Annotated in this window: 18 protein-coding genes; 13 read left to right on the top strand and 5 right to left on the bottom strand. The window is 71.2% G+C overall.

The window, feature by feature from the left end; translation table 11 throughout:
* The first annotated feature begins 7 nt into the window (after positions 1-7).
* The 4 genes from C4T78_RS01650 to C4T78_RS01635 all read left to right on the top strand — a co-directional run bounded on the left by C4T78_RS01650 (position 8) and on the right by C4T78_RS01635 (position 4,011).
* On the top strand, positions 8-1,258 hold the full coding sequence (locus C4T78_RS01650; protein WP_218161427.1) for an RNA polymerase sigma factor: 1,251 nt from the start codon (positions 8-10) through the stop codon (positions 1,256-1,258).
* Between the two features lie 150 nt (positions 1,259-1,408).
* Positions 1,409-1,963 (top strand): ribonuclease E activity regulator RraA, encoded by a 555-nt coding sequence (gene rraA, locus C4T78_RS01645; RefSeq protein ID WP_093345905.1) that lies wholly within the window; start codon positions 1,409-1,411, stop codon positions 1,961-1,963.
* 25 nt (positions 1,964-1,988) lie between these two features.
* A complete protein-coding gene (locus C4T78_RS01640) occupies positions 1,989-3,350 on the top strand; it encodes a TrkH family potassium uptake protein (protein ID WP_235862982.1) in 1,362 nt (453 codons plus the stop codon).
* Entirely contained in the window at positions 3,343-4,011 is a 669-nt protein-coding gene (locus tag C4T78_RS01635; protein ID WP_235862983.1) for a potassium channel family protein, read from the top strand. The genes C4T78_RS01640 and C4T78_RS01635 overlap by 8 nt, the downstream gene beginning before the upstream one ends.
* A gap of 9 nt (positions 4,012-4,020) precedes the next feature.
* Here the strand turns inward: C4T78_RS01635 and C4T78_RS01630 are convergent, their stop codons facing one another.
* The 3 genes from C4T78_RS01630 to C4T78_RS01620 all read right to left on the bottom strand — a co-directional run bounded on the left by C4T78_RS01630 (position 4,021) and on the right by C4T78_RS01620 (position 7,910).
* On the bottom strand, positions 4,021-5,262 hold the full coding sequence (locus C4T78_RS01630; RefSeq protein WP_218161428.1) for an alpha/beta fold hydrolase: 1,242 nt from the start codon (positions 5,260-5,262) through the stop codon (positions 4,021-4,023).
* A gap of 1 nt (position 5,263) precedes the next feature.
* Entirely contained in the window at positions 5,264-6,547 is a 1,284-nt protein-coding gene (locus tag C4T78_RS01625) for an MFS transporter (protein ID WP_235862984.1), read from the bottom strand.
* Between the two features lie 94 nt (positions 6,548-6,641).
* Entirely contained in the window at positions 6,642-7,910 is a 1,269-nt protein-coding gene (locus C4T78_RS01620) for an SLC13 family permease (RefSeq protein ID WP_093345910.1), read from the bottom strand.
* Positions 7,911-8,167: 257 nt separating this feature from the next.
* Between C4T78_RS01620 and C4T78_RS01615 the strand changes: the two genes are divergently transcribed.
* The 5 genes from C4T78_RS01615 (at position 8,168) to C4T78_RS01595 (ending at position 13,652) form a co-directional block, all read left to right on the top strand.
* Positions 8,168-9,649, top strand: coding sequence for an aldehyde dehydrogenase (locus C4T78_RS01615; protein ID WP_093348297.1), 1,482 nt, complete (start codon positions 8,168-8,170; stop codon positions 9,647-9,649).
* Positions 9,650-9,783: 134 nt separating this feature from the next.
* Complete coding sequence (locus tag C4T78_RS01610; RefSeq protein ID WP_218161429.1) at positions 9,784-10,695, top strand: NAD(P)-dependent oxidoreductase; 912 nt, start codon at positions 9,784-9,786, stop codon at positions 10,693-10,695.
* Complete coding sequence (gene tcuA, locus C4T78_RS01605; protein ID WP_093345915.1) at positions 10,692-12,164, top strand: FAD-dependent tricarballylate dehydrogenase TcuA; 1,473 nt, start codon at positions 10,692-10,694, stop codon at positions 12,162-12,164. Before C4T78_RS01610 ends, tcuA begins: the two co-directional genes overlap by 4 nt.
* Positions 12,157-12,942, top strand: coding sequence for an N-acyl homoserine lactonase family protein (locus C4T78_RS01600; RefSeq protein ID WP_177247372.1), 786 nt, complete (start codon positions 12,157-12,159; stop codon positions 12,940-12,942). Before tcuA ends, C4T78_RS01600 begins: the two co-directional genes overlap by 8 nt.
* A gap of 26 nt (positions 12,943-12,968) precedes the next feature.
* Positions 12,969-13,652 carry a GntR family transcriptional regulator gene (locus C4T78_RS01595; RefSeq protein ID WP_219915388.1) on the top strand — a complete coding sequence of 228 codons (684 nt, stop codon included), beginning with the start codon at positions 12,969-12,971 and terminating at the stop codon, positions 13,650-13,652.
* Here C4T78_RS01595 and C4T78_RS01590 read toward each other — a convergent pair whose 3' ends face one another.
* Positions 13,653-14,864 carry a glycoside hydrolase family 10-like protein gene (locus C4T78_RS01590; RefSeq protein WP_235862985.1) on the bottom strand — a complete coding sequence of 404 codons (1,212 nt, stop codon included), beginning with the start codon at positions 14,862-14,864 and terminating at the stop codon, positions 13,653-13,655. It abuts the gene before it with no gap.
* Positions 14,865-15,109: 245 nt separating this feature from the next.
* A complete protein-coding gene (locus tag C4T78_RS01585) occupies positions 15,110-16,585 on the bottom strand; it encodes a helix-turn-helix domain-containing protein (RefSeq protein WP_093348305.1) in 1,476 nt (491 codons plus the stop codon).
* Here C4T78_RS01585 and ahcY point away from each other — a divergent pair.
* The 4 genes from ahcY to C4T78_RS01565 all read left to right on the top strand — a co-directional run bounded on the left by ahcY (position 16,523) and on the right by C4T78_RS01565 (position 21,649).
* On the top strand, positions 16,523-17,776 hold the full coding sequence (ahcY, locus tag C4T78_RS01580; RefSeq protein WP_093345919.1) for an adenosylhomocysteinase: 1,254 nt from the start codon (positions 16,523-16,525) through the stop codon (positions 17,774-17,776). The two genes, C4T78_RS01585 and ahcY, sit on opposite strands and share 63 nt — an antisense overlap.
* 99 nt (positions 17,777-17,875) lie before the next feature.
* Positions 17,876-18,379, top strand: a complete 504-nt coding sequence (locus tag C4T78_RS01575) for a hypothetical protein (RefSeq protein ID WP_143185722.1) — start codon at positions 17,876-17,878, stop codon at positions 18,377-18,379.
* A 169-nt stretch (positions 18,380-18,548) separates the two neighbouring features.
* Positions 18,549-19,397 carry an alpha/beta hydrolase gene (locus tag C4T78_RS01570; protein ID WP_093345924.1) on the top strand — a complete coding sequence of 283 codons (849 nt, stop codon included), beginning with the start codon at positions 18,549-18,551 and terminating at the stop codon, positions 19,395-19,397.
* Between the two features lie 155 nt (positions 19,398-19,552).
* A complete protein-coding gene (locus C4T78_RS01565; RefSeq protein WP_093345927.1) occupies positions 19,553-21,649 on the top strand; it encodes an NACHT domain-containing protein in 2,097 nt (698 codons plus the stop codon).
* Position 21,650 lies beyond the last annotated feature (1 nt).

The following is a 21,650-nucleotide window of genomic DNA, read 5'->3' as shown; positions in this document are numbered from 1 at the left end:
TGGCGTGGTGACGGTTTCCGAAACCCACCGCGCCATCGAAGCGGTCTGGCGGATCGAGGCGGCCCGCCTCATCGCCGGGCTGGCGCGGCTCGTGCAGGACGTCGGCCAGGCCGAGGAACTGGCGCAGGACGCGCTGCTCATCGCGCTGGAGAAGTGGCCGGAGACCGGGGTTCCGCCCAATCCCGGCGCCTGGCTGATGTCCACCGCCAAGCACCGGGCGATCGACCAGCTGCGCCGCAAGGAGCGGCTGGCGCGCAAGCAGCAGGAGATCGGCCGGGACCTGGAACAGCGGCAGCACACCGAGATCGAGGTGGACACCGGCCCGGACTTCGGCGACGACCTGCTGCGCCTGGTGTTCACCGCCTGCCACCCGGTGCTGTCCACCGAGGCGCGGGTGGCGCTGGCCCTGCGCGTGCTGTGCGGGCTGACCACCAAGGAGATCGCCCGCGCCTTCCTGGTGCCCGAGCCGACCATCGCGCAGCGCATCGTGCGGGCCAAGAAGACGTTGGCGCGCAAGCAGATCCCGTTCGAAGCACCGAGCGGGGACGAGCTCGCCGCGCGGTTGCCCGCGGTGCTGGAAGTCGTCTACCTCATCTTCAACGAGGGCTACACGGCCACCTCCGGCGCGGACTGGCTGCGCACCGAGCTGTGCGACGACGCGCTGCGGCTCGGGCGGATCCTGGCCGGTCTGGTGCCCGGCGAACCCGAGGTGCACGGCCTGGTCGCGCTGCTGGAGATCCAGGCGTCCCGCACCGCCGCGCGCACCGGCCCCAGCGGTGAGCCCGTGCTGCTGCTGGAGCAGGACCGCACGCGCTGGGACCAGCTGCTGATCCGCCGCGGCCTCGCCGCGCTGCAGCGGGCGGAGGAGATCGACGCGCCGCCCGGCCCATACCGGCTGCAAGCGGCGATCGCGGCCTGCCACGCGCGGGCGCGCACCGCGGCGGAGACCGACTGGCCGCGGATCGCCCGGATCTACGAGCAGCTCTCGGAGGTCACGCCGTCGCCGGTGGTGGAGCTCAACCGCGCGGTGGCGGTGTCGATGGCCTTCGGCCCCGAGCACGGCCTGCACCTCGTCGACCAGCTGGTGGCCGAGGGTTCGCTGGACGGCTACCACCTGCTGCCCAGCGTCCGGGGCGACCTCCTGGTCAAGCTGGACCGGCCGGCCGAAGCCCGCGCCGAGTTCGAGCGCGCCGCCGACCTGACCGCGAACACCCGCGAGCGCGAACTGCTCCTGAAACGAGCCGAGAACTGCGGCTGATCGCCGGGTGTGGTGTTGATCGCGGTACCGCGCGGACAACGGCTACCCGTGGGTACGCTCGCGACCCACGTCAAGCCCGTTGGGAGGACGCATGACACCCCTTGTGTCAACCGGAGTCCTGCTCAACCGCACCTCATCAGGGGGACCGTGATGCAACCCGGCCACCAGAAACCGCCAAACGCGGGCGCGACCCCGGACGCGACCACCGCTGAAAATCGCGGCGAGGCGGAACCGAGTCTGGCGACTGCTGATCTCGCGGATCGGGAAGGCCCGGAGGTGCGCAGCTGCGACGTGCAGTTCCGCGACTTCGGCGGGCGCCCTGCCTTCGAGGGGCGGATCCGCACGGTCAAGTGCTTCCAGGACAACGCCCTGCTCAAGGAGGTCCTGTCCGCGCCGGGCGAGGGGCAGGTGCTGGTGATCGACGGCCGGGGTTCGCTGCACACCGCGCTGATGGGCGACCTGATCGCCGAGCTGGGCCGGTCCAACGGCTGGAGCGGCGCGATCATCAACGGCGCGGTGCGCGATTCGGCGGTGCTGGCCGGGATGGAGTTCGGCGTCAAGGCGCTGGGCACCAACCCGCGCAAGAGCACCAAGACCGGTGAGGGCGCGGTGGACGAGGTCGTCGAGCTCGGCGGTGTCCGGTTCGTCCCCGGCGAGTACGTCGTGGCCGATCAGGACGGTGTCGTGGTGATCGACGCGCCGTAGCGCCCGGCCCAGTACTGTCCCACCCGTGAACGTCCTCCAGGGCAGCGGTCGGCGCCTCGCCGCGGTGCGCAGGCAGCCCGCGGTGTCCGTCGTGCTGGGTTTCGCCGGGCTGATCGCCGTCGGCACGCTGCTGCTGTCGATGCCCTTCGCCACCGAGTCCGGCGAACCGACCGGGCTGATCGTCGCGCTGTTCACCGCGACGTCGGCGGCGTGCGTGACCGGCCTGATCGTGGTGGACACGCCGACGTACTGGTCCACCGCGGGGGAAGTGATCATCCTCGTCCTGATCCAGCTGGGCGGGCTGGGCATCATGACGCTCGCCTCGCTGCTGAGTCTGCTGGTGTTCCGCCGGTTCGGCCTGCGCATGCGGCTCACCGCGCAAGCCGAGACCAAGACGCTCGGGCTCGGCGACGTCCGGCGGGTGGTGGGCCGCATCCTGCTGCTCAGCCTGCTGTTCGAGCTGGTGGTGGCGGTGGCGTTGACCGCGCGGCTGGTGACCGGCTACGGGCTCGGGTTCGGCCGCGCGGTCTACGAAGGGGTGTTCCACGCGGTCTCGGCGTTCAACAACGCGGGCTTCGCGCTGCGCACCGACAACCTGATGGGCTTCGTCACCGACGCCTGGTTCTGCCTGCCGATCGCCCTCGCGGTGATCGCGGGCGGGCTCGGGTTCCCGGTGTGGCTGGAGCTGTTCAGCAGGTTGCGCCAGCCGCGCCGCTGGACGCTGCACACCAAGATCACGGTGTGGGTCACGGTGGTGCTGCTGATCGGCGGCTCGGTGGTGGTCACCGCCGCCGAGTGGACCAATCCCGGCACGCTGGGCCCGCTGTCCTGGCCGGGCAAGCTGCTGGCCGGATTCTTCGCCGCGACCATGACCAGGACAGCCGGTTTCAACAACCTCGACATCGCCGAGATGCACTCGGGCACGCTGCTGGTGCACGACGTCCTGATGTTCATCGGCGGTGGCAGCGCGGGCACCGCAGGCGGCATCAAGATCACCACGTTCGCGCTGCTGGCGTTCGTGATCCTGGCCGAGATCCGCGGCGAACCGACCGTGCACGTGATGGGGCGGCGGCTGCCGGAAGGCGTGCAGCGGCAGGCCCTGACCATCGTGCTGATCGCCGTCGGCGTCGTCGTGCTGAGCGTGCTGCTGCTCCAGGCGATCACGCCCTTCGGCCTGGACGCGGTGCTCTTCGAGGTGGTCTCGGCGTTCGCCACGGTCGGCCTGTCCACCGGGATCACCGCCCAGATCCCCGCGCTCGGGCAGATACTGCTGGTGGTACTGATGTTCATCGGCCGGCTCGGCCCGATCACGCTGGCCTCGGCGCTGGCGCTGCGGGAGCGGGGCCGCCGCTACGAACTGCCGGAGGAGCGACCCATCGTTGGCTAGGAACGACGCAGCGAATCAGATCGTGGTGATCGGCCTCGGCCGGTTCGGCAGCTCGCTGGCCGGCGAGCTGGTGCGGCGCGGCGCGGAGGTGCTGGCCATCGACGCGCGGCCCACCGTCGTGCAGCGGCACGCCGACGAGCTGACCCACACCGCGGTCGCCGACACCACCGACCCGGAGAGCCTGCGCCAGCTCGGCGTGCACCAGTTCACCAGGGCGGTGGTGGCCATCGGCACCGAGCTGGAGGCCAGCATCCTGACCACCTCGCTGCTGGTGGACTTCGGCATCCCGAACATCTGGGCCAAGGCGACCAGCCACCAGCACGGCCGCATCCTGGAGCGGGTGGGCGCGCACCACGTCGTGCTGCCGGAGCACGAGATGGGCAAGAACACGGCGCACCTGGTGATGGGCCGGATGCTGGACTACATCGAGCTGGAGGACGAGCACTACGCGCTGGCCAAGACCCGCGCACCGGCCGAAGCGTTCGGCCGCCCGCTCGGCGACACGCGGGTGCGCTCGAAGTACGGCGTGACCGTCGTGGCGATCAAGCGGCCGGGGCAGGCCTTCACCTACGCGACCGCCGAGACGGTGGTGCACGACGGCGACATCCTGGTCGTCGCCGGCAGCAGCGACCAGGTGGAGCGCTTCGCGGAGCTGACCTGAGCCGCCGCCTCACGGAATCCCGAGGCGGTCCAGCGCCGCGGCGAAGTGCTCGGCGAACAGCGGCGGGTTCTCCGCCATCGGGAAGTGCCCGAGATCCGGCATCGGCCAGAAGACGGCTCCGGGGATCTTGCGCGCCGTCGCCGCCGACATCGCCGGGGTGCACGAGTAGTCGTACTCGCCGGTCATCATGATCACCGGGCACCGGGAGGTGTCGATCTCGCCGACCCGCTCGCGGCCGTCCCAGTCACCGCTGTAGAAGTCGATGTCGCCGGCGAAGGTCCCGAACCCGCCCTGGGAGTAGCCCCACCACACCTCGCGGCGGCAGCGCTCCGGGCTCTGCGGGGCCATGAGCCCGTAGACCCACTCCGGGACGAAGGTGGACTCGTTGACCGCGGGGTGCTTCGCCCACGGCACCTTCCGGCCGGGAACCCGGTCGCTGGCCTCGCACGCGATCACGCCGCCGAGGGCGTGCGGTGCGCGGTGCGCCAGCTCCAGGCAGATCTCACCGCCCATCGAGGAACCGCTGACGACGGGCGAGACCAGCCCCAACGCGTCGATCACGGCGAGGACGGCCGTGGCGTACTGGTCGGTGGTCAAGCTGTAGCCGCCGGGCACGACTCCGGGCAGCAGACCGGAACGACCGTGGCCGGGCAGGTCGAACGCGACGAGGCGGCAGCGCGATGCCAGCGCGGGATCGGCCATCAGCTCGTGGTACTGGCGGGCATCGGCGCCCGCGGTGTGCAGGAGCAGGACATCCGGCCCCGCGCCCGCCTCCTCGTAGAAGATCTCCACCGGCTCGCCGCGGACGCTGATGCGCACGTAGCCGGGGCGCAGGTGCGCCTTCCCCCGGGCCGGGTGCGCGGCCGGGGCGGTCAGGGGTCCGGAGATCGCCTCCCGCCCCAGCTCCAGCACCCGGCGGACGATGTGCGCGTGCTGCGCCATGGCCAGTTCGCTGCCCTCGACCCGGGCGCCGGGAACGCGCATCAGCATGCCGAAGAAGTTCTGGTGGGCCGGCGGCGGCACGGGCTGGAAGAACTCGCTCCAGTCGGCGTCCGCCGCGACCAGGACGAAGTCCGGGTCGTCGGCGGGTTCGGCGAGTTCTCCGCCGTGGAAGCCGAAAAGTGCCGTCCGGTCGTCGGCGCGAATGCCGAAGGTAACCGTGGCCGCGGCGGCGAGACCGGACAACTCCCGGTCGTCGCGGCAGGTTTCGACCCATCGCGCGAGATCGGTGTCGAGCCATGCGGTGGTCAACTCAGCGCTCCTTCCCGGGTTCGGTCGAATGCGCGCGTCCGGGTCGCGTGGCGAAGTGGACCGAGGCGAAGGTCAGGACGCTGACGGTGATCAGGTACGGCGGCAGGGCGGTCGCGGAACCACCACCGGTGGCCAGCAGCGCGGTCAGGACGAGCGGTGCGAAGCCGCCGCCGAAGATCGCACCGAGCTGGTAGCCCAGGGAAGCCGCGCTGTACCGGACTTCGGGCGCGAACAGCTCCGCGAACAGGGTTGCCATCGGTCCGTACATCAGCGGGTGGATCAGCGAGAGGCCCACGACGCAGGTGAGGCCGAGGACCCACGTGGAGGTCGCGGACTCGTTGATGAGGAAGAACGGGTAGGCGAACGCGGCGAACAGCGCCGCACCGGTGAGGAAGACCTTGCGCCGGCCGATGCGGTCGGACAGGGTCGCCGCCAGCGGGATGGTGACCACTTCCAGCACCGCGGCGATCGCGACGACGACCAGCACGGCCGACCGCTCCAGCCCCAGCGAGGAAGTGCCGTAGGTGAGGACGAACGTCGCGACGAGGTAGAAGTTGACGAACGGTGCCAGGCAGCAACCGACGGCGAGCAGGATGTTGAGCGGGTGGTTCCGGACGGCGTCGACGATCGGCAGCCTGGTGCGCGCACCCGCCTCCTTCACCTCCTGGAACTCGGGCGACTCGATGACGTTGAGCCGGATGAACATGCCCACGACGACCAGGGCCGCGCTGAGCAGGAACGGCACCCGCCACCCCCAGCTCAGGAAGGCGTCGTCGGGGAGCATCGAGAAGCCGCCGAACGCGGCGGTGGCGAGGACCAGCCCGGCGGGGGAGCCGGCCTGGGTCCAGCTGCCCGCCAGCCCGCGCTTGTGCGCCGGGGAGTGCTCGACGGACATCAGGACCGCACCGCCCCATTCGCCGCCCACGGCGAATCCCTGGACCAGCCGGCACAGCACGAGCAGGATCGGGGCCAGCACGCCGATCTGGGCGTAGGTCGGCAGCAGGCCGATCGCGACGGTGGACGCACCCATCCCCACGAGGCTGTAGATGAGCATGGACTTGCGGCCGACCCGGTCGCCGAAGTGTCCGAAGAGGACACCACCGATCGGCCGGGCGATGAAACCCGCGGCGAACGCGCCGAAAGCGGCGATCGTGCCCGCGAGGGAGGAGAACTGCGGGAAGAACAGCCGGTTGAAGACCAGGGCCGATGCGGTCCCGTAGAGGAAGAAGTCGTACCACTCCACCGTGGTGCCGATGAAGCTCGCGGCGATGACCTTCCGCGCCATCGAACTGGAACTGGACTGTCGTGCTCGGATCGTGTGCGGCATCGAACCTCTCCGCGTGAGACGGTGTGCGATCGGATTCGGGAGTTCGCGGGGCTCAGCCCAGGCCGAGCACCACCAGCAGGAGCCACGGGACCAGCGATCCGGTGACGACCATCGCGCCCGCGTAGAACACGAGCTGGCGGAAGTAGACCTGCTTGTCGCGGTTGCGGACGTTGGCCATCAGCATCGCGCCGCTGGGCGAGGTGGGGCTGACGTCCACGACGCTGGCCGCCACGCCGAAACCGGCCACCGCGCCGGGGATGTGCGGGAAGTCGGCGGCCTGCAGCGGCGGGATCAGGATGGGGAACGTCGCGCCGAGCGTCGCGGTGGTGGAGGCGAACGCCGAGACGACGCCGCCGACCAGGAATGCCAGGAGCGTCGTCAGCACCGGGTCGCCCAGGCTGCCGATCGCGTTGGAGGCGTAGTCGATCGCGCCGACCTCCTTGGCGACCCCGACGAAGACGAACAGCCCCGAGGTCAGCAGGATGACGCTCCACGAGATGCCCCGGACCGCGCCGTCGGCCCGCTTCGGGAAGAACAGGGTCAGCAGCGCGCCGAGGCCGAAGGCGGTGATCCCGACGTCGAGGCCGAGCCCCAGCGCCAGCACCACCAGCGCGGCGATGGCCAGCAGCGTCACCTTCTGCTCGCCGGTGACATCGCTCCTGGTCACCTCCGCGCCGACGCCGTCGACGGCCGGTTCCGCGCCGTGGCCGTGCCGGATCAGGCGCAGACCGCCGAAGGCGAAGTACACCGCGGTCATCAGCAGCAGGTACATCGCCAGGAAGAGGGTGAACACCGACCAGATGGACACGTCGGTCAGCCCTGATTCCGACAGCACCCGCTGCGTGACCGCGCCGTAGGAGTTCAGCGGCGACATCGCCGTCGCGTTGACGCCGTGCAGCACGATCAGGCCCATCAGCAGCGGGCTGACCCGGTACTGCGCCGCGAAGGTCATCGCCAGCGGTGCCAGCAGCGCCAGCGCTGCGGAGGGGAAGACCCCGAAGGCGACCAGCAGTGCGGCGATCGCGCCGAACACCACCGGGATCAGCGCCACCTTGCCCGCGACCAGCCGCACCCCGGTCCGGATGATGAGCTCGACGGTGCCGTTCTCGCGGGCGATCGCGAACAGGTGCGTGACCCCGGCGATCAGCACGAAGATGTCGGCCGGGAACGACTCCAGCAGCTGGTCCGCGGACAGCCCGCCGACGGTGGCGACCACCAGCGCGGCGACGAAGCCCAGCGCGCCGATGTTGACGTTGAAGCTGATCGCCAGGGCGAACATCAGGACCAGGCAGACCACGCTGGTCGCGATCGCAGCGGACATCGTTGTTCCTCTCTGCGGGGGATGACAGCGGCCACTGCGGAGACAGCGGAGCGCGACTGTATGCAGCAGGATACGTTTGCGTCCTTCCGCGTCAAGACCCTTTTCGTCGCGCAGGCTTTCACGTCGAGGGAGTGCTATCTCCTGCTTGACAGGCGGAGCTGCGGTGTGCGTATTCTGCTGTATACAACGGCGTGCCGATGTGAGCCGAGAGTGCCCCGATGCGCCGCGAAGCCGACGACCGACACGGAGTGCGCCTCATGACCAACCCCGATTTCCGGATGCTCGTCGGTGGGCAGCGGGTGCGGGCGTCCACCGGGCAGGAGCTGCCCGCGATCAACCCCTTCACGGGTGCCGAGTTCGCCGCCGTCCCGGACGCCGGCCCGCAGGACGTCGACGCGGCGGTCGCGGCCGCTCGGGCCGCCTTCGACGGCGGCTGGTCGACGACCCCCGGCGTCCGCCGCGCCGAACTGATGCACCGGTTGGCCGCGCTGGTCGAGGAGCACGCCGACGAGCTGGGGCGCCTGGAGTCCGCCGACAACGGCAAGCTGCTCCGCGAAACCACCGGCCAGGCCCGTTTCGCGGCTCGCAACTACCGGTTCTTCGCCGGGTACGCCGACAAGCTCTGCGGGCGCACCATCCCGCTGGACAACCCCGACACCCTGGACTACACGGTGGCCGAGCCGATCGGCGTCGCCGCGCTGATCACCGCGTGGAACTCGCCGATGCAGCTGCTGGCCAACAAGCTCGCCCCGGCGCTGGCGGCCGGGTGCTGCGCGGTGGTCAAGCCGTCCGAGCACGCCTCGGCGACCACGCTGCGGATGGCGGATCTCGTGGAGCAGGCCGGATTTCCGCCGGGCGTGATCAACATCGTGACCGGCGGCCCGCAGGCCGGGATCGCGCTGACCGAGCACGCCGGCCTGGACCGGATCAGCTTCACCGGCAGCGTCCCGACCGGCAGCGCCATCGCCGCTGCCGCCGCGAAGAACCTGGTTCCGGTCACCCTGGAACTGGGCGGCAAGTCGCCGAACATCGTCTTCGCCGACGCCGACCTGGACCGGGCGGTCACCGGCGCGGTCGCCGGGATCTTCGCGGCGGGCGGGCAGACCTGCATCGCGGGAAGCCGGCTGCTGGTGCACGAATCGGTCTACGAACAGGTGGTGCAGGCGGTCGCGGCGCGCGCCGCGGAGATCCGCCTGGGCGATCCGGTGGACCCGCGGACGCAGATGGGACCGGTCGCCAACGAGCCGCAGCGCGATCGCATCCAGCGCGCCATCGCCGCCGGTGTCGAGTCCGGGGCCCGCGTGCTGGCCGGTGCCGGGCCGGTCGACGACCCGGCGCTGGGGGAGGGCCTGTTCGTGCGGCCGACGGTGTTCGCCGACGTGGCCAACACCTCGGCGCTGGCCCGCGAGGAGATCTTCGGCCCGGTGCTCAGCGCGATCCCGTTCGCCGACGACGACGAGGCCGTCGCGATCGCCAACGACAGCGACTTCGGCCTGGCCTCGGGCATCTGGACCAACGACCTGACCCGCGCCCACCGCGTCGCCAAGCGGCTTCGGGCGGGCACGGTGTGGGTGAACACCTACCGGGCCAGCGCCGCGCAGGCGCCGTTCGGCGGCACCCGGAAGTCCGGTTACGGCCGCGAACGCGGTGAGGAAGCACTGCACGAGTACCTGAGCACGAAGAACGTGATGGTCGACCTCACCGGCCGGACCCCGGATCCGTTCTCGATCCGCCTCTGAGTTCTTCTCCGACGAACTCGTTTTGCGCGGCGGTGCGAGCGCCGAGGGTGGGCTGAGCGGCTACGCCGCTTCAAAAGCAGGTTCGGCGAAGGGGCATGACTGATGCCGAGTCCGGAATTGGAAGGAGAACGCCGGTGAGTGACACCGTTTCGCTGTGCGGCCTGGGGAACATGGGCGGCGCTGTCGCCGGTCGCCTCGCCGCGCGCGGACCGCTTCGCGTGTTCGACCTCGACCCGGAGCGGGTCGCGCGGGCCGTCGAGCACCCGCAGGTCACCGCAGCCGGGTCGGTGGCCGACCTCGCGGAGTCCGACGTCGTGGTGCTCTCGCTGCCCGCGCCGAAGATCTCGCTGCAGGTGATCGCCGAGCTCGCGCCGCGGATGCGCGCGGGCGGCGTGATCCTGGAGACCAGCACGGTCAACCCCGCCGATGTGCTCGAGGAGCAGCGGATCTGCGCGGCGCACGGCATCGGTGTCGTGGACGCGGCGATCCTCTCGGGCGTGTCCCAGATGGCGGGCGGCACCGCGACGCTGCTGGTCGGCGGTGATGAGTCCGATGTGGACAAGGTGGCCGGGGTGATGGGCGCGATCAGCGCGACCACCACCAGGTTCGGGCCGGTGGGCAGCGGCATGGCCGCGAAGGTGATCAACAACGCGGTGGCGCACGCCGTGATGGTGGTGCTGGCCGAGGCCGGGGCGCTGGCCGCGGCCACCGGGGTGTCCGGTTCGGCGCTGGCCGCGCTGCTGTCCGGGCCGGAAGCCGGGCTGACGCGGCCGCTGACGCACCGGTTCGCGGAGCGGATCCTGCGCGGTGACTACGAGGGCGGCATGCCCACCGAAGCCGCCCGCAAGGATTCCACCCTGGCGCTGGCCATGGCCCAGGACACCGGTGTGCCGCTGTTCGGCATCCAAGGCGCGCACACCGTCTACGAGCTCGGCGTCGCCGAAGGCCTCGGCCGGCTCGACTACGCCTCGATCGCCACGCTCTGGGAGCGCTGGACCGGGCGCCCCATGACCGAAACCTCCGACGACGAGGGAGACGAAGCATGACCGACGAGTTCGACGTGGTGGTGGTCGGCGGCGGCAACGCCGGGTTCTCCGCCGCGCATTCGGCCGTGGAGCAGGGCGCGAGGGTGCTGCTGCTGGAGAAGGCGCCCGAAGCCGCGGCCGGGGGCAACTCGTTCTACACCGCGGGCGCGTTCCGGTTCGCCATCGACAGCATCGACGAGGTCGCCGATCTGCTCGAACCCGACGAGCGGCACGCCGACGCCGTGGTGCCCGCCTACCCGGCGAGCGCGTTCGAGGCCGACATGGAGCGGGTCACCGGCGGCAGGTGCGACCCGGTGCTGACCGAGGTGCTGGTCTCCCGCTCCGCCGACGCGGTGCGCTGGCTGGCGACCAAGGGCATCAGGTGGCGGCTGATGTACGAGCGGCAGTCCTACCTCTCCGACGGCAAGTGGGTGTTCTCCGGCGGCCTGTTCGTCGGCACCGTCGGCGGCGGCAAGGGGCTCATCGCCCAGCACACCCGGGCCGCGCTCGAAGCCGGTGTGGAGATCCGCTACGGCGCGGAGGTCACCGCGCTGCACCTGGCCGAGCGCGGCGTCACCTACCGCGACTCCGATGGCGCCGAGCACCGCGTCACCGCCGGTGCCGTGGTGCTCTCGGCCGGTGGGTTCGAGTCCGACCCGCGGCGCCGCGCCGAGCACCTCGGCGAGGGCTGGGACCGCGCGCTGGTCCGCGGCACTCCCACCAACACCGGCGAGGTGCTCGAACTCGCGCTGGCCGCCGGCGCCGCTCCGCACGGCGACTGGGGTTCCTGCCACAGCGTCGCCTGGGACGCCGACGGCAGCCCGACCGGCGGCAACCGGGAGCTGACCAACCAGCTGACCCGGCAGAGCTATCCGATCGGCATCGTGGTCAACGTCGACGGCGACCGGTTCGTCGACGAAGGAGCGGACTTCCGCAACTACACCTACGCCAAGTACGGCCGGGAGATCCTGCGCCAGCCGCAGGGCCGCGCGTTCCAGCTCTTCGACGCCAAGACCCGCCCGCTGCTGCGGAAGGAGGAGTACGACTCGCGGCCGATCGCCGGAGCGCAGGCCGACTCGCTCGCCGAGCTCGCCGCGCGGCTGGGCATCGACGCCGCGGGCCTGCAGCGCACCGTCGACGAGTTCAACGGGTCCATAGTGGACCGCCCGTTCGACCCGGCGGTCAAGGACGGCCGGGCCGCGCGGGTCGATCCGCCGAAGTCCAACTGGGCGCAGGCCCTGGACACCGCCCCGTACTACGGCTACGCCGTCGGCTGCGGCATCACCTTCACCTTCGGCGGCCTGCACGTCGACGAGTCCGCTCGGGTCCTGGACACCGGCGGCCGCCCGATCGAGGGGTTCTACGCCGCAGGGGAGATGGTCGGCGGGTTGTTCTCCGGCAACTACCCGGGCGGCAGCGGCCTGACCTCCGGGGCGGTGTTCGGGCGGCTGGCCGGTGCCGGTGCGGGGAGGTCGGCGCGCCGTGGCTGAGGAATTCCAGGTGTACGCCATCAGGTTCGCGCACCGGGACGCGTCGGTGCGCGGTGAGCACTTCTACGGCCACGACCCGTGCGCCCTGGACGACTGGCCGATCTCCTACTACGTGTGGCTGGCGGTCTCGGGCTCCCGCGCCGTGCTCGTCGACGCCGGTTTCACCCCGGAAACGGCCGCCGAGCGCGGGAACCGCGACTACTTGCGATCCCCGATGGACACCATCCGCGCGCTGGGCGTGGACCCGGACGACATCGGGCACCTGGTGATCAGCCACCTGCACTACGACCACTCCGGGCACGTGGCGGACTTCCCGCGGGCGGAAGTGGTGCTGCAGGAGTCGGAGCTGGCGTTCTGGACGTCCCGGCACGCCGCCCGCGGGCAGCTGGCGCACTTCGTGGAACCGGCTGACGTCGGATACCTCGTGGAGCAGAACTTCACCGGCCGGGTGCGCCTGGTAGACGGGGTGCACGAGGTGGTGCCGGGAGTGACCGCGCACCGGGTCGGCGGGCACACCCCGGGCCTGCAGGTGGTGCGGGTCCGCACCGCGGTCGGCAACGTGGTGCTGGCCGCCGACGCGTCGCACTTCTACGAGAACGTGGAGCAGCGCAAGCCCTACGGGGTGGTGACCCACCTGCCTGCGATGTACGACGCCTTCGACGTCCTGCACGCGCTGTCGGACCGCCCGGAACTGATCGTGCCCGGCCACGATCCCCAGGTGCTGCAACGGTTCCCGGCGGTGCCGGGCCTGGAGGGGCTGGCCGTGCGGATCGCCTGAGAGCGCAATGCATACCGAGGTATGCTGTGGCTCGTCGAGTGCTCCGCCCACGAGCGGACCTGCAGAAGGAGGGGGCGGCGCTGTCCGAGGTGTACGACCGGCTGCGCGGCGAGATCGTCGACGGCACGTTCGAGGCCGGGGCCCAACTGGTCGAGCTGGCCCTGGCGGAGAAGTACGGCACCAGCCGCACGCCGGTCCGCGAGGCGCTGCGCCGCCTGGAGCAGGACGGTCTGGTCGAACGCGCTGAGCGCGGCATGCGGGTGCGCACCCGCAGCCCCGAGGAGATCCTGGAGATCTACGAGGTCCGGATCTCCCTGGAGGCCACCGCGGCCGCGGCCGCCGCCCAGCGGCGCAGCGACTTCGACCTGATCCGCATCCGGCGCGCCCAGACGGCGATGGACAACACCGCCACCGATGATCCGCCCGCGATGGCGGCGGCCAACCGCGCGGTGCACGAGGCGATCTGGGTGGCCAGCCACAACGGCACCATCGTGGACCTGCTGACCCGCCTGAACAACCACCTCACCCGGTACCCGGCGACCACGCTGAAGGTCCCGGGCCGCTGGTCCGAGGCGCTGGCCGAGCACCACGCCCTCATCGACGCGATCGAGCAGCGCGACGCGGACCGGGCGCACGACCTGGCGCGGGACCACATGACCAAGGCCCGCGAGCTGCGGCTGCAGATCTACCGGGACGAGCCCGCCGACTGATCAGCCGCCGTAGTGCTCCTCGACCACCCGGGCGATGGCCTCGGCGGCGTTGCTGGTCAGGGACTTCGCGCTGAAGTAGATGTCGCCCTTCACGCCGGGGTGCTCGGCGTTGAGCGCCAGGTGCTTCGACAGCTCGCCCGGGTCGGTCCAGCCCTCCTGGCCGACCCGGTAGGCGGCCTGCCCGATGTGGAGGTCGACGTCGGTGCCGGTGACCGTCTTCGACCACCACGGAACGAGTTTCGCGTAGTCGGCGGCGGCGTGGCCGATCGGCCAGTAGATCTGCGGGGCGATGTAGTCGACCCAGCCCTCCTCGACCCACTTGCGGGTGTCGGCGTAGATCGCCGAGTACGACTCCAGCCCGTTGGTGTCCGAGCCGTCCGGGTCGCTGGAGGCGTTGCGCCAGATGCCGAACGGGCTGACGCCGAACTGCGCGTCCGGCCTGGCCTCGTGCACCCGCTTGTCCAGTTCGGACACCAGCCGGTTCACGTTGTCGCGCCGCCAGTCGGCGATGTCGGTGAAGTCCCCGCCGTGCTCGGCGAAGGTGTCCTCGTCCGGGATCGGCTCGCCCTCGACGGGGTAGGGGTAGAAGTAGTCGTCCAGGTGCACGCCGTCCACGTCGTAGTTGCGCACCGCGTGCATGATCGCCTCGGTGACGAACTCGCGCGCCTCGGGCACGCCCGGGTCGAAGTACAGCTTGCCGCCGTATGCGAAGGTCCAGTCCGGGTGCTGCCGCGCCGGGTGCTCGGGCACCAGCGCCTGCGGATCGGCCTGCATGCTGACCCGGTACGGGTTGAACCAGGCGTGGAACGCCAGTCCGCGCTGGTGCGCCTCGTCGACGGCGAACTTCAGCGGGTCGTAACCGGGATCCTTGCCCTGCTCGCCGGTCAGCCAGTGCGACCACGGCTCGTGCGGCGACGGCCAGAACGCGTCCGCCGTCGGCCTGACCTGCACGAACACCGCGTTGAGCTTGTTGTCCACGGCCTGGTCGAGCAGCTTCCGGTACTCGGCCTGCTGCTGCTCGGCGGTCAGGCCCGGTTTGCTCGGCCAGTCGATGTTGGCCACCGAGGCGATCCACACCCCGCGCATCGCCGTGCTCGGCGCCTTGGCCGCGGCCCCGGCGGTGCTGAACAGGCCCAGCAGGACCGCCACCATCCCCAGCGCCAGGACCAGCACGTCGGCCCGGATCCGGCGCAACCCCTGTGCTCGGGTCAATTCAGCTCGCCTCCGCCGCTCGTCGTCGATGCGCGGCACAGGTTACGTTCCGGGACCCGCCCCTCGCGGCGATGGCGAGGAATTACCACCCAAGAGACTGTTCCGGGCTCGTTCTGCGCGGCGGTGCGGGTGGCGCAACCTCAGCGGTTCCCTGGCTGCGGGATCCCGTTCTCATGTACGTCCGAGGTGGTCCAGACGCCTCCGGCGTTTCAAGGAGAAAGAACGAGGAACGGTCCGAGCAGTTGCTATCGGGCCGCCGCCAGCTGCCGGGTCAGGTGGCGCACCGCGCGCTCGCTGTAGTCGGAGGGGATCGTCTCGCTCAGCTGCTGGGCCCGGTCGGCCAGCGCCGAGGCGCCGTCGACGTCCTGCGCGCGCAGGTGCGCGTGCGCGAGCCAGGTCGTGTAGAGCGCGGTCTCGCGGACGCGGCGGTGATCGCAGCTGCGGATCGCCGAGGTCAAGCGCTGCCGCGCCTGCCGGGTGCGGCCCAGCGCGGTGTCGACCCGGCCGACGATGATGTCCATCTCCTCCGGCGTCAGCCAGTAGACCCAGGCCGGATCGGGGTCGCCGTCGCGGCGGCGCGCGTACTCGTCCTGAGCGCGCTGGATCGCGGAGGCGGCCTGACCGGGCTCGCCCGCCGCCACGTGCGCCCAGGAAGCTCGCGCGTGCAGCAGCGCGCGCACGGTCGGCGTCGTGGCGTTGCGGCCGAGGCCGTCGATGCGGGCCTGCGCCGACTTGGCCACCAGCACCGCATCGCGCGCCCTGCCGTACTCGGTCAGGTGCCCGGCCAGCGCCGACACCACCTGCGCGGCCAGCACCGGGTCGTCGGCGGCGTGCGCGGCCTGGATCCCGCTGAGGTAGTAGTGCTCGGCGGTCGTGATGTGCCCGGCATCGGCCGTCGACCAGCCCGCCAGCTGGCACAGCTCGGCGATGGCCCGCAGCAGCCCGCGGCCGATCTCCTCGGGATAGCTGGCGGTGCGCAGCAGCGTCGCGGTGCGGGCGACCTCACCGCGGATCGTGCTGTGCAGGTCGCCGCCCGCCACCACGTCGTCGGCGTGGTGCAGGTACCGCAACCGCGCCTGGATGCGGCCGAGCGCGCCGGAGCCGATGCGCCGCCCGGACTCGCTCGTCCACGCCACCGCGGGCGGCGGCGGGGTGATCAGCCACTGGTGGGCCACGCGCACCGCGCGGTCGCCGGTCAGCCCGGGCGCGGGGGAGTTCTCCGCCAGGCGCGAGGCGAGCCCGTCGCGCTCCGCCGAGGTCCAGACGTCCTTGATCAGCTCCACCGGGTCGACGGCGGGGATCTCGCGGGCGGCAGCGGGGTGCGGCAGCAGCCCGGCGAGCTGGTCCAGCGAGAGCCCCAGCTCGCGGGCCAGCGCCTCCCGCATCCGCGGGGTGGGCGTGGAAGCGCCGCGCTCCCACCGCGCCACGGTGGAGACGTCCACCTCCAGCCGGTGCGCGAGCGTTTCCTGCGTGTGGCCGCGGCTGCGGCGCTTCTGTGCGAGGTCGGACTGGCGTGCCACCCCGGCGACGTTACGCGCGGAACCCGCCCGCCTCCAGCTCGTCCCGCCAGATGCCGGGTTGACGCCCGGTTCGTGCTCTGGTTCCCGCGCCGACGGCGCGGTGGACTCGGATCGTCCACCGAGGAAGGGAAGCAGCCGATGCCCCTGCTGCGCGATCCGGCGCTGGCCGACGACGGCGCCCGCAAGATCGAGTTCGCCCACCGCCGGATGCCGGTGCTGGCCGGCCTGACCGCGCGCTGGACGGCGGAGAAACCGCTTCGCGGCGCGCGCATCGCCGCCTGCCTGCACGTCACCACCGAAACGGCGAACCTGTGCCGCGCGCTGGTCGCGGGCGGCGCCGAAGTGGCGCTGTGCGCGTCGAACCCGCTGTCCACGAAGGACGACGTCGCCGCCGCGATCCAGCGGGATCTCGGAGCCGAGGTCTTCGCGGTCCGCGGCTGCGACCGCGAAACCTACTACCAGCAGGTCAAAGGCGCCCTCGACATAGAGCCCACGCTTATCGTCGACGACGGTGCCGACCTGACCGCCACCGTGCACGAGCAGCGCCCGGAACTGCTGCCCGCGATCATCGGCGGCACCGAGATCACCTCCACCGGCGTGATCCGGATGCGCAACATGGCCGCCGACGCGGCACTGCGCTACCCGGTCCTGCCCACCAACGACGCGCTGACCAAGCACCTGTTCGACAACCGCTACGGAACCGGCCAGAACACCATCGACGGAATCCTGCGCGCCACCAACATCCTGCTGGCCGGGGCGACCGTCGTGGTGGCCGGCTACGGCTGGTGCGGGCGCGGAGTGGCGGCGCGGGCGCGCGGCATGGGAGCCGACGTCGTGGTCACCGAGGTGGACCCGGTGCGGGCGCTGGAGGCCAAGCTCGACGGCCTGCGGGTGCTGCCGATGCACCGCGCCGCCGCCGAAGCCGACGTCGTCATCACCACCACCGGCAACCGGGACGTGGTCACCGTCGAGCACATGCGCCTGATGAAGGACGGCGCCCTCATCGGCAACTCCGGGCACTTCGACCTGGAGATCGCGGTCGACGACCTGACCAGCACCGCGACCAGCCGCCGCTACCTGCGCGACAACTGCGTGGAGTACACGCTGCCCGAAGGGCACCGGATCCTGCTGCTGGCCGAAGGCCGCCTGCTGGGCCAGGCCGCGGCGGAAGCCCACCCGGCCGAGGTGATGGACATGACCTTCGCGACCCAGGCGCTGGCGGTCCGCTACCTGGTGGAGCGCGCGGGCGAGCTGGAACCGGCGGTGCACCCGATCCCGAAGGAGATCGAGAACGAGGTGGCGGTGGCGAAGCTGGCGGCCTACGACATCACCATCGACGAGCTCACGCCCCGCCAGCACGAGTACCTCACCTCCTGGCAGTTCGGCACCTGAGCGCCCCGGCGGCCGATCGGGTGCTGTTCGGCGGAACACCACCCGGTCGGCCGGAAGCCGCCGCTAGCGTGGGCCTCCGGCTCGGAACGGGGAGGCCAGATGCGCAGGAGTGCAACGGCGGCGTTGGCGGCGGTCGCGCTGCTGGCACTGGCGGGCAGCGCCGCCGCGGAGCCGCCCGGCGAGTGGGTGCCCGCGCCGTCGGAGCCCTCCACCGCCCCGGCGGGCACCAGGTGCGCGTTCGACGTGCGCGTCGAACAGCTGGTGGACGAGGTGGTCAAGCGGGTGGTGGAGACCTACCCGGACGGATTGGTGAAGCGCGAGGAGTACAAGGGACCGCTCATCGACCGGGTCACCAACCTGGCCACCGGTGAGTCCGTCGAGGCCAACGCCAGCGGCCACGCCTCCCTGACCCACCGGCCCGACGGCGTGGTCACCTGGGACTGGAGCGGCCCGGTCCTGATGGGCTTCGGCCCCGGCCAGAGCAACCACGACGCGGGCCTGTACCTGCTCACCGGCCGCTACGAGGTCGACATCTCCGACGACCACCGCCTGGTCCGCCGAGCCGACGGCGAGGAGCGCGACCTCTGCGCAGAACTCTCCTGATCCCAGGTGCTGACGTCCCGCACATGGGTTTCGCAGTCGTCCACACCCGAGTCCGGATTCCGGCCTGAAGGCCGCGGCTTCCGCGCGTCCTCCCCGATTCCGTTCCCGGTGCCCTCAGACGGCACCGCACATCTGACGCTTCGGCGTCCGACCGGGAGTACGACAACCCATGAACACCACTTTCGTCCTGGTCCACGGCGCGTCCAGCAACGCCCAGAGCTGGGTGCCGCTGCAGCAGGAACTCGCCCTGCTGGGGCACCGCTCGCTGGCCCTCGACCTGCCGGGGCACGGTGCGGCGCGGCAACCCGCCGCCTACTACCGGAACCCGCAGGACCTCGCCGAACTTGCCGAGGCCCCGTCGCCGATGGCCGGGATCGACCTGGCCGACAACGTCGAGCACGTCGTCGATGCGGTGCGCCGGGTCGCCGAGCACGGCCCGGTGGTCCTCGTCGGCGCGAGCATGGGCGGCGTGACGATCAGCGCCGTGGGCAACGAGATTCCCGAACTGCTGAACCGCATCGTCTACCTGTCCGCCTGGTGCGGCGCGACCACCCGGACCATGGCCGAGTTCAGCACGTCGCCCGAGCACGCCACGAACCTGCTCGACGACGCGGCACCGTCGGCGGTGATCGGCGACCCGGAGGCACTGGGCGCTGCCCGGATCAACTGGCGCGGCGCGTCCGGAGCGCTGTTCGCCGAGCTGAAAGCGGCCATGATGGCGGACGGAACCGACGAGGAGTTCCGAGCCCTGCTCAACACCCTCGACCCGGACGAGACGATGGCCCCGGCCACGGCCGACTCCCAGCTCCGAGCCGAGACCTGGGGCCGGGTCCCGCACTCCTACGTCCGCTTCACCGAAGACCGGTCCATCCCGATCGCGATGCAGGACCGGATGATCGCCGAAGCGGACGAGCTGACCCCGGACAACCCGTTCGACGTCCACTCGATCGACGGCAGCCACGTCTGCTTCTTCAACCGGGCCCGAGAAGTGGCAGCCACCCTGGCCCGCCTGGCCTAATCGCCTGATCCCGGCGGTGACCTCGCGGCGGAGAACGCCTTCCCCGGACAGCCGGGCGAAGGCGTTCTCCTCATCAGGGCGAGCTGTCGATTCCTGCCCCGCAACGACTTCCGCCTGCGCTAGGCTTGTCCGCGCTCTCCACTCGCGGAGGTCCCATGCGCTGGCGTTCTCGGTCGCGGAACGGGTTTTCCGCCACTGGCCGCAGCACGATCAACAAGACCACCGGCCCCGCAGAAACCGTCGTGCAAGCGCAGGTCATCCACGGCGATGTCGTCATCGCTTCGCGCGATCGCACCTCCCGCCTCGACCGAGCCGCAGAACGGCTGGCGGAAGCCGTGGAAGCCCAGTGGCGAGCCGAGTCCCAGGCGCGATCGCTGCACCGGCCGCACCCGCTGCGCCTGCGCTGGTCCAGCACCGACCGCGATGTCGCCGCGACCGCTGACCTGCGCGTCGAAGGCGACCTCGGCGACGTCGTCGAGAAGTTCCGCGCGCTGCCGGTGCCGCAGCTGGTGGTCCTGGGCGAGCCGGGAGCCGGGAAGACCGTGCTGGCCTTGCTGTTCGCCCTGGGAATGCTGGGCAGCCGCGAGTCCGGAGAACCGGTGCCGGTCCTGCTTCCAGCGGCGTCCTGGAACCCGTCCGAGGAGTTCCTGGACGACTGGATGGTGCGGCAGCTGAGCCGGGACTACCCAGCACTGACGAACCGTCGCGCCTACGGGCGCAAAGCGGTGCCGCGGTTGGTGGAACAGCGGCGGATCATCCCGGTGCTGGACGGCCTGGACGAGTTGCCGCCCGATGCCCACGTCAGAGCGATCGAAGGCATCGACCGAGCAGCCGCGGCGGGCCGGCCGCTGGTCGTGACCTGTCGCAGCGACGAGTTCCAGCACGCGGTGGAGGCGGGAGGCACGACGTTGGCCACAGCGGCGGTCGTGGAACTCCGACAGGTCGACGCCGAAGACGCGATCGCGTTCCTGTCCGCGGGACTGCCGCGCACGACGTCCAAGTGGCGGCCGGTTTTCGCGCAGCTGCGGGAAGAACCGGAAGGCCCGCTGGCGACGGCCTTCGCCACGCCGCTGATGGTGAGCCTCGCCCGAACCATCTACACCCACCCGGAACCGGACCCCGCCGAGTTGCTCGACCGGGACCGCTTCGCCACCGCCACGACGATCGAGCACCACCTGCTCGACGCGTACCTGCCCGCCGTCTACACCGACCAGCCGACCGAACCATCCACATCGGACACCCCTCGGGCGGCCCGCTCCTATCCAGCCGAGCAGGCGAGCCGATGGCTGGAGTTCCTGGCCCACCGGCTCGCTGACCTGAACACTCGGGATGTCGCCTGGTGGCACCTGAACCGCACGAACGCGGTGGTGCCCGTCGCCTGGGCTGCACTGCTCGGTGTGCTGATCTTCTCCGGGCGAACCGAGGTGGCGACCGGAGTTCTCCTGGGTGTATCGATCGATTGCTTCATCGAGCAGGTGTCGAGCTTCAAGCGCGGACGGCGTGCTGCTCGATCGCTGCTCACCGGCCTGGCGGTTCTCGCGTGCGCAGTGCTGTTCTCCGTGACGAACGTCGGAGAGTCGGGGAACCTCCTCATCGACGGGCTCGCTTTCGCGGTCTTGCTCGCGTGGTCGATCCCGAACGGGAGAGGTCCACGTCGTGTTGCGGTGCGCGTTCGGCTTCTCCGGCCGTTCGTCCTGCGAGTCGTGGGCATGAGCTTCCTGGTGGGGCTGGCGGTCGGGACCGGCGCGATCGGCGTAGCGGTGGACGATCCCGTGACCGAGTTCGACGTCCTCGGATTCGCCGTGGTCGTCGGCTTCCTGTGGCTGGCCGTGGCGGGCCCCGGAACGTGGTCGCCCGTGTTGTCGCAGGGCGTCCGGGTGCCGCGCCCGATCGACGTGCTGCGCTGGGATCGCACATCGACGTTCGTGCGTTTGCTGCTGCCGGTCGCCTTCTTGCAGGCGCTGGTGGTCTTCAGCATCGTCGTCCTGGGCAGACACGCGGATTCGCACGAGGTCGCGAGTTCCTGGAACTTCGGCATCGGGCTCGGCCTCGGGGCGGCGGCCAAGAGCGCGTGGGTGTCGTCCTGGCCGCCGCGGCTGTGGTGGGCGCTGCGGGGCAGGTTGCCGTGGCGGCTGATGGCGTTCCTCGACGACGGCCATCGGCGCGGCGTGTTGCGCCAGGTCGGCGCTGTCTACCAGTTCCGCCACGCCCACCTCCAGGACCGCCTCGTGGTCGAGCGCCCGTCGGGATGAT

Origin of the sequence: Saccharopolyspora kobensis (assembly GCF_900108315.1) — a bacterium.
Taxonomy (GTDB): domain Bacteria; phylum Actinomycetota; class Actinomycetes; order Mycobacteriales; family Pseudonocardiaceae; genus Saccharopolyspora; species Saccharopolyspora kobensis.
The sequence above is the reverse complement of the archived record's forward strand: the minus strand, read 5'-3'. Positions and strand labels throughout refer to the sequence as shown.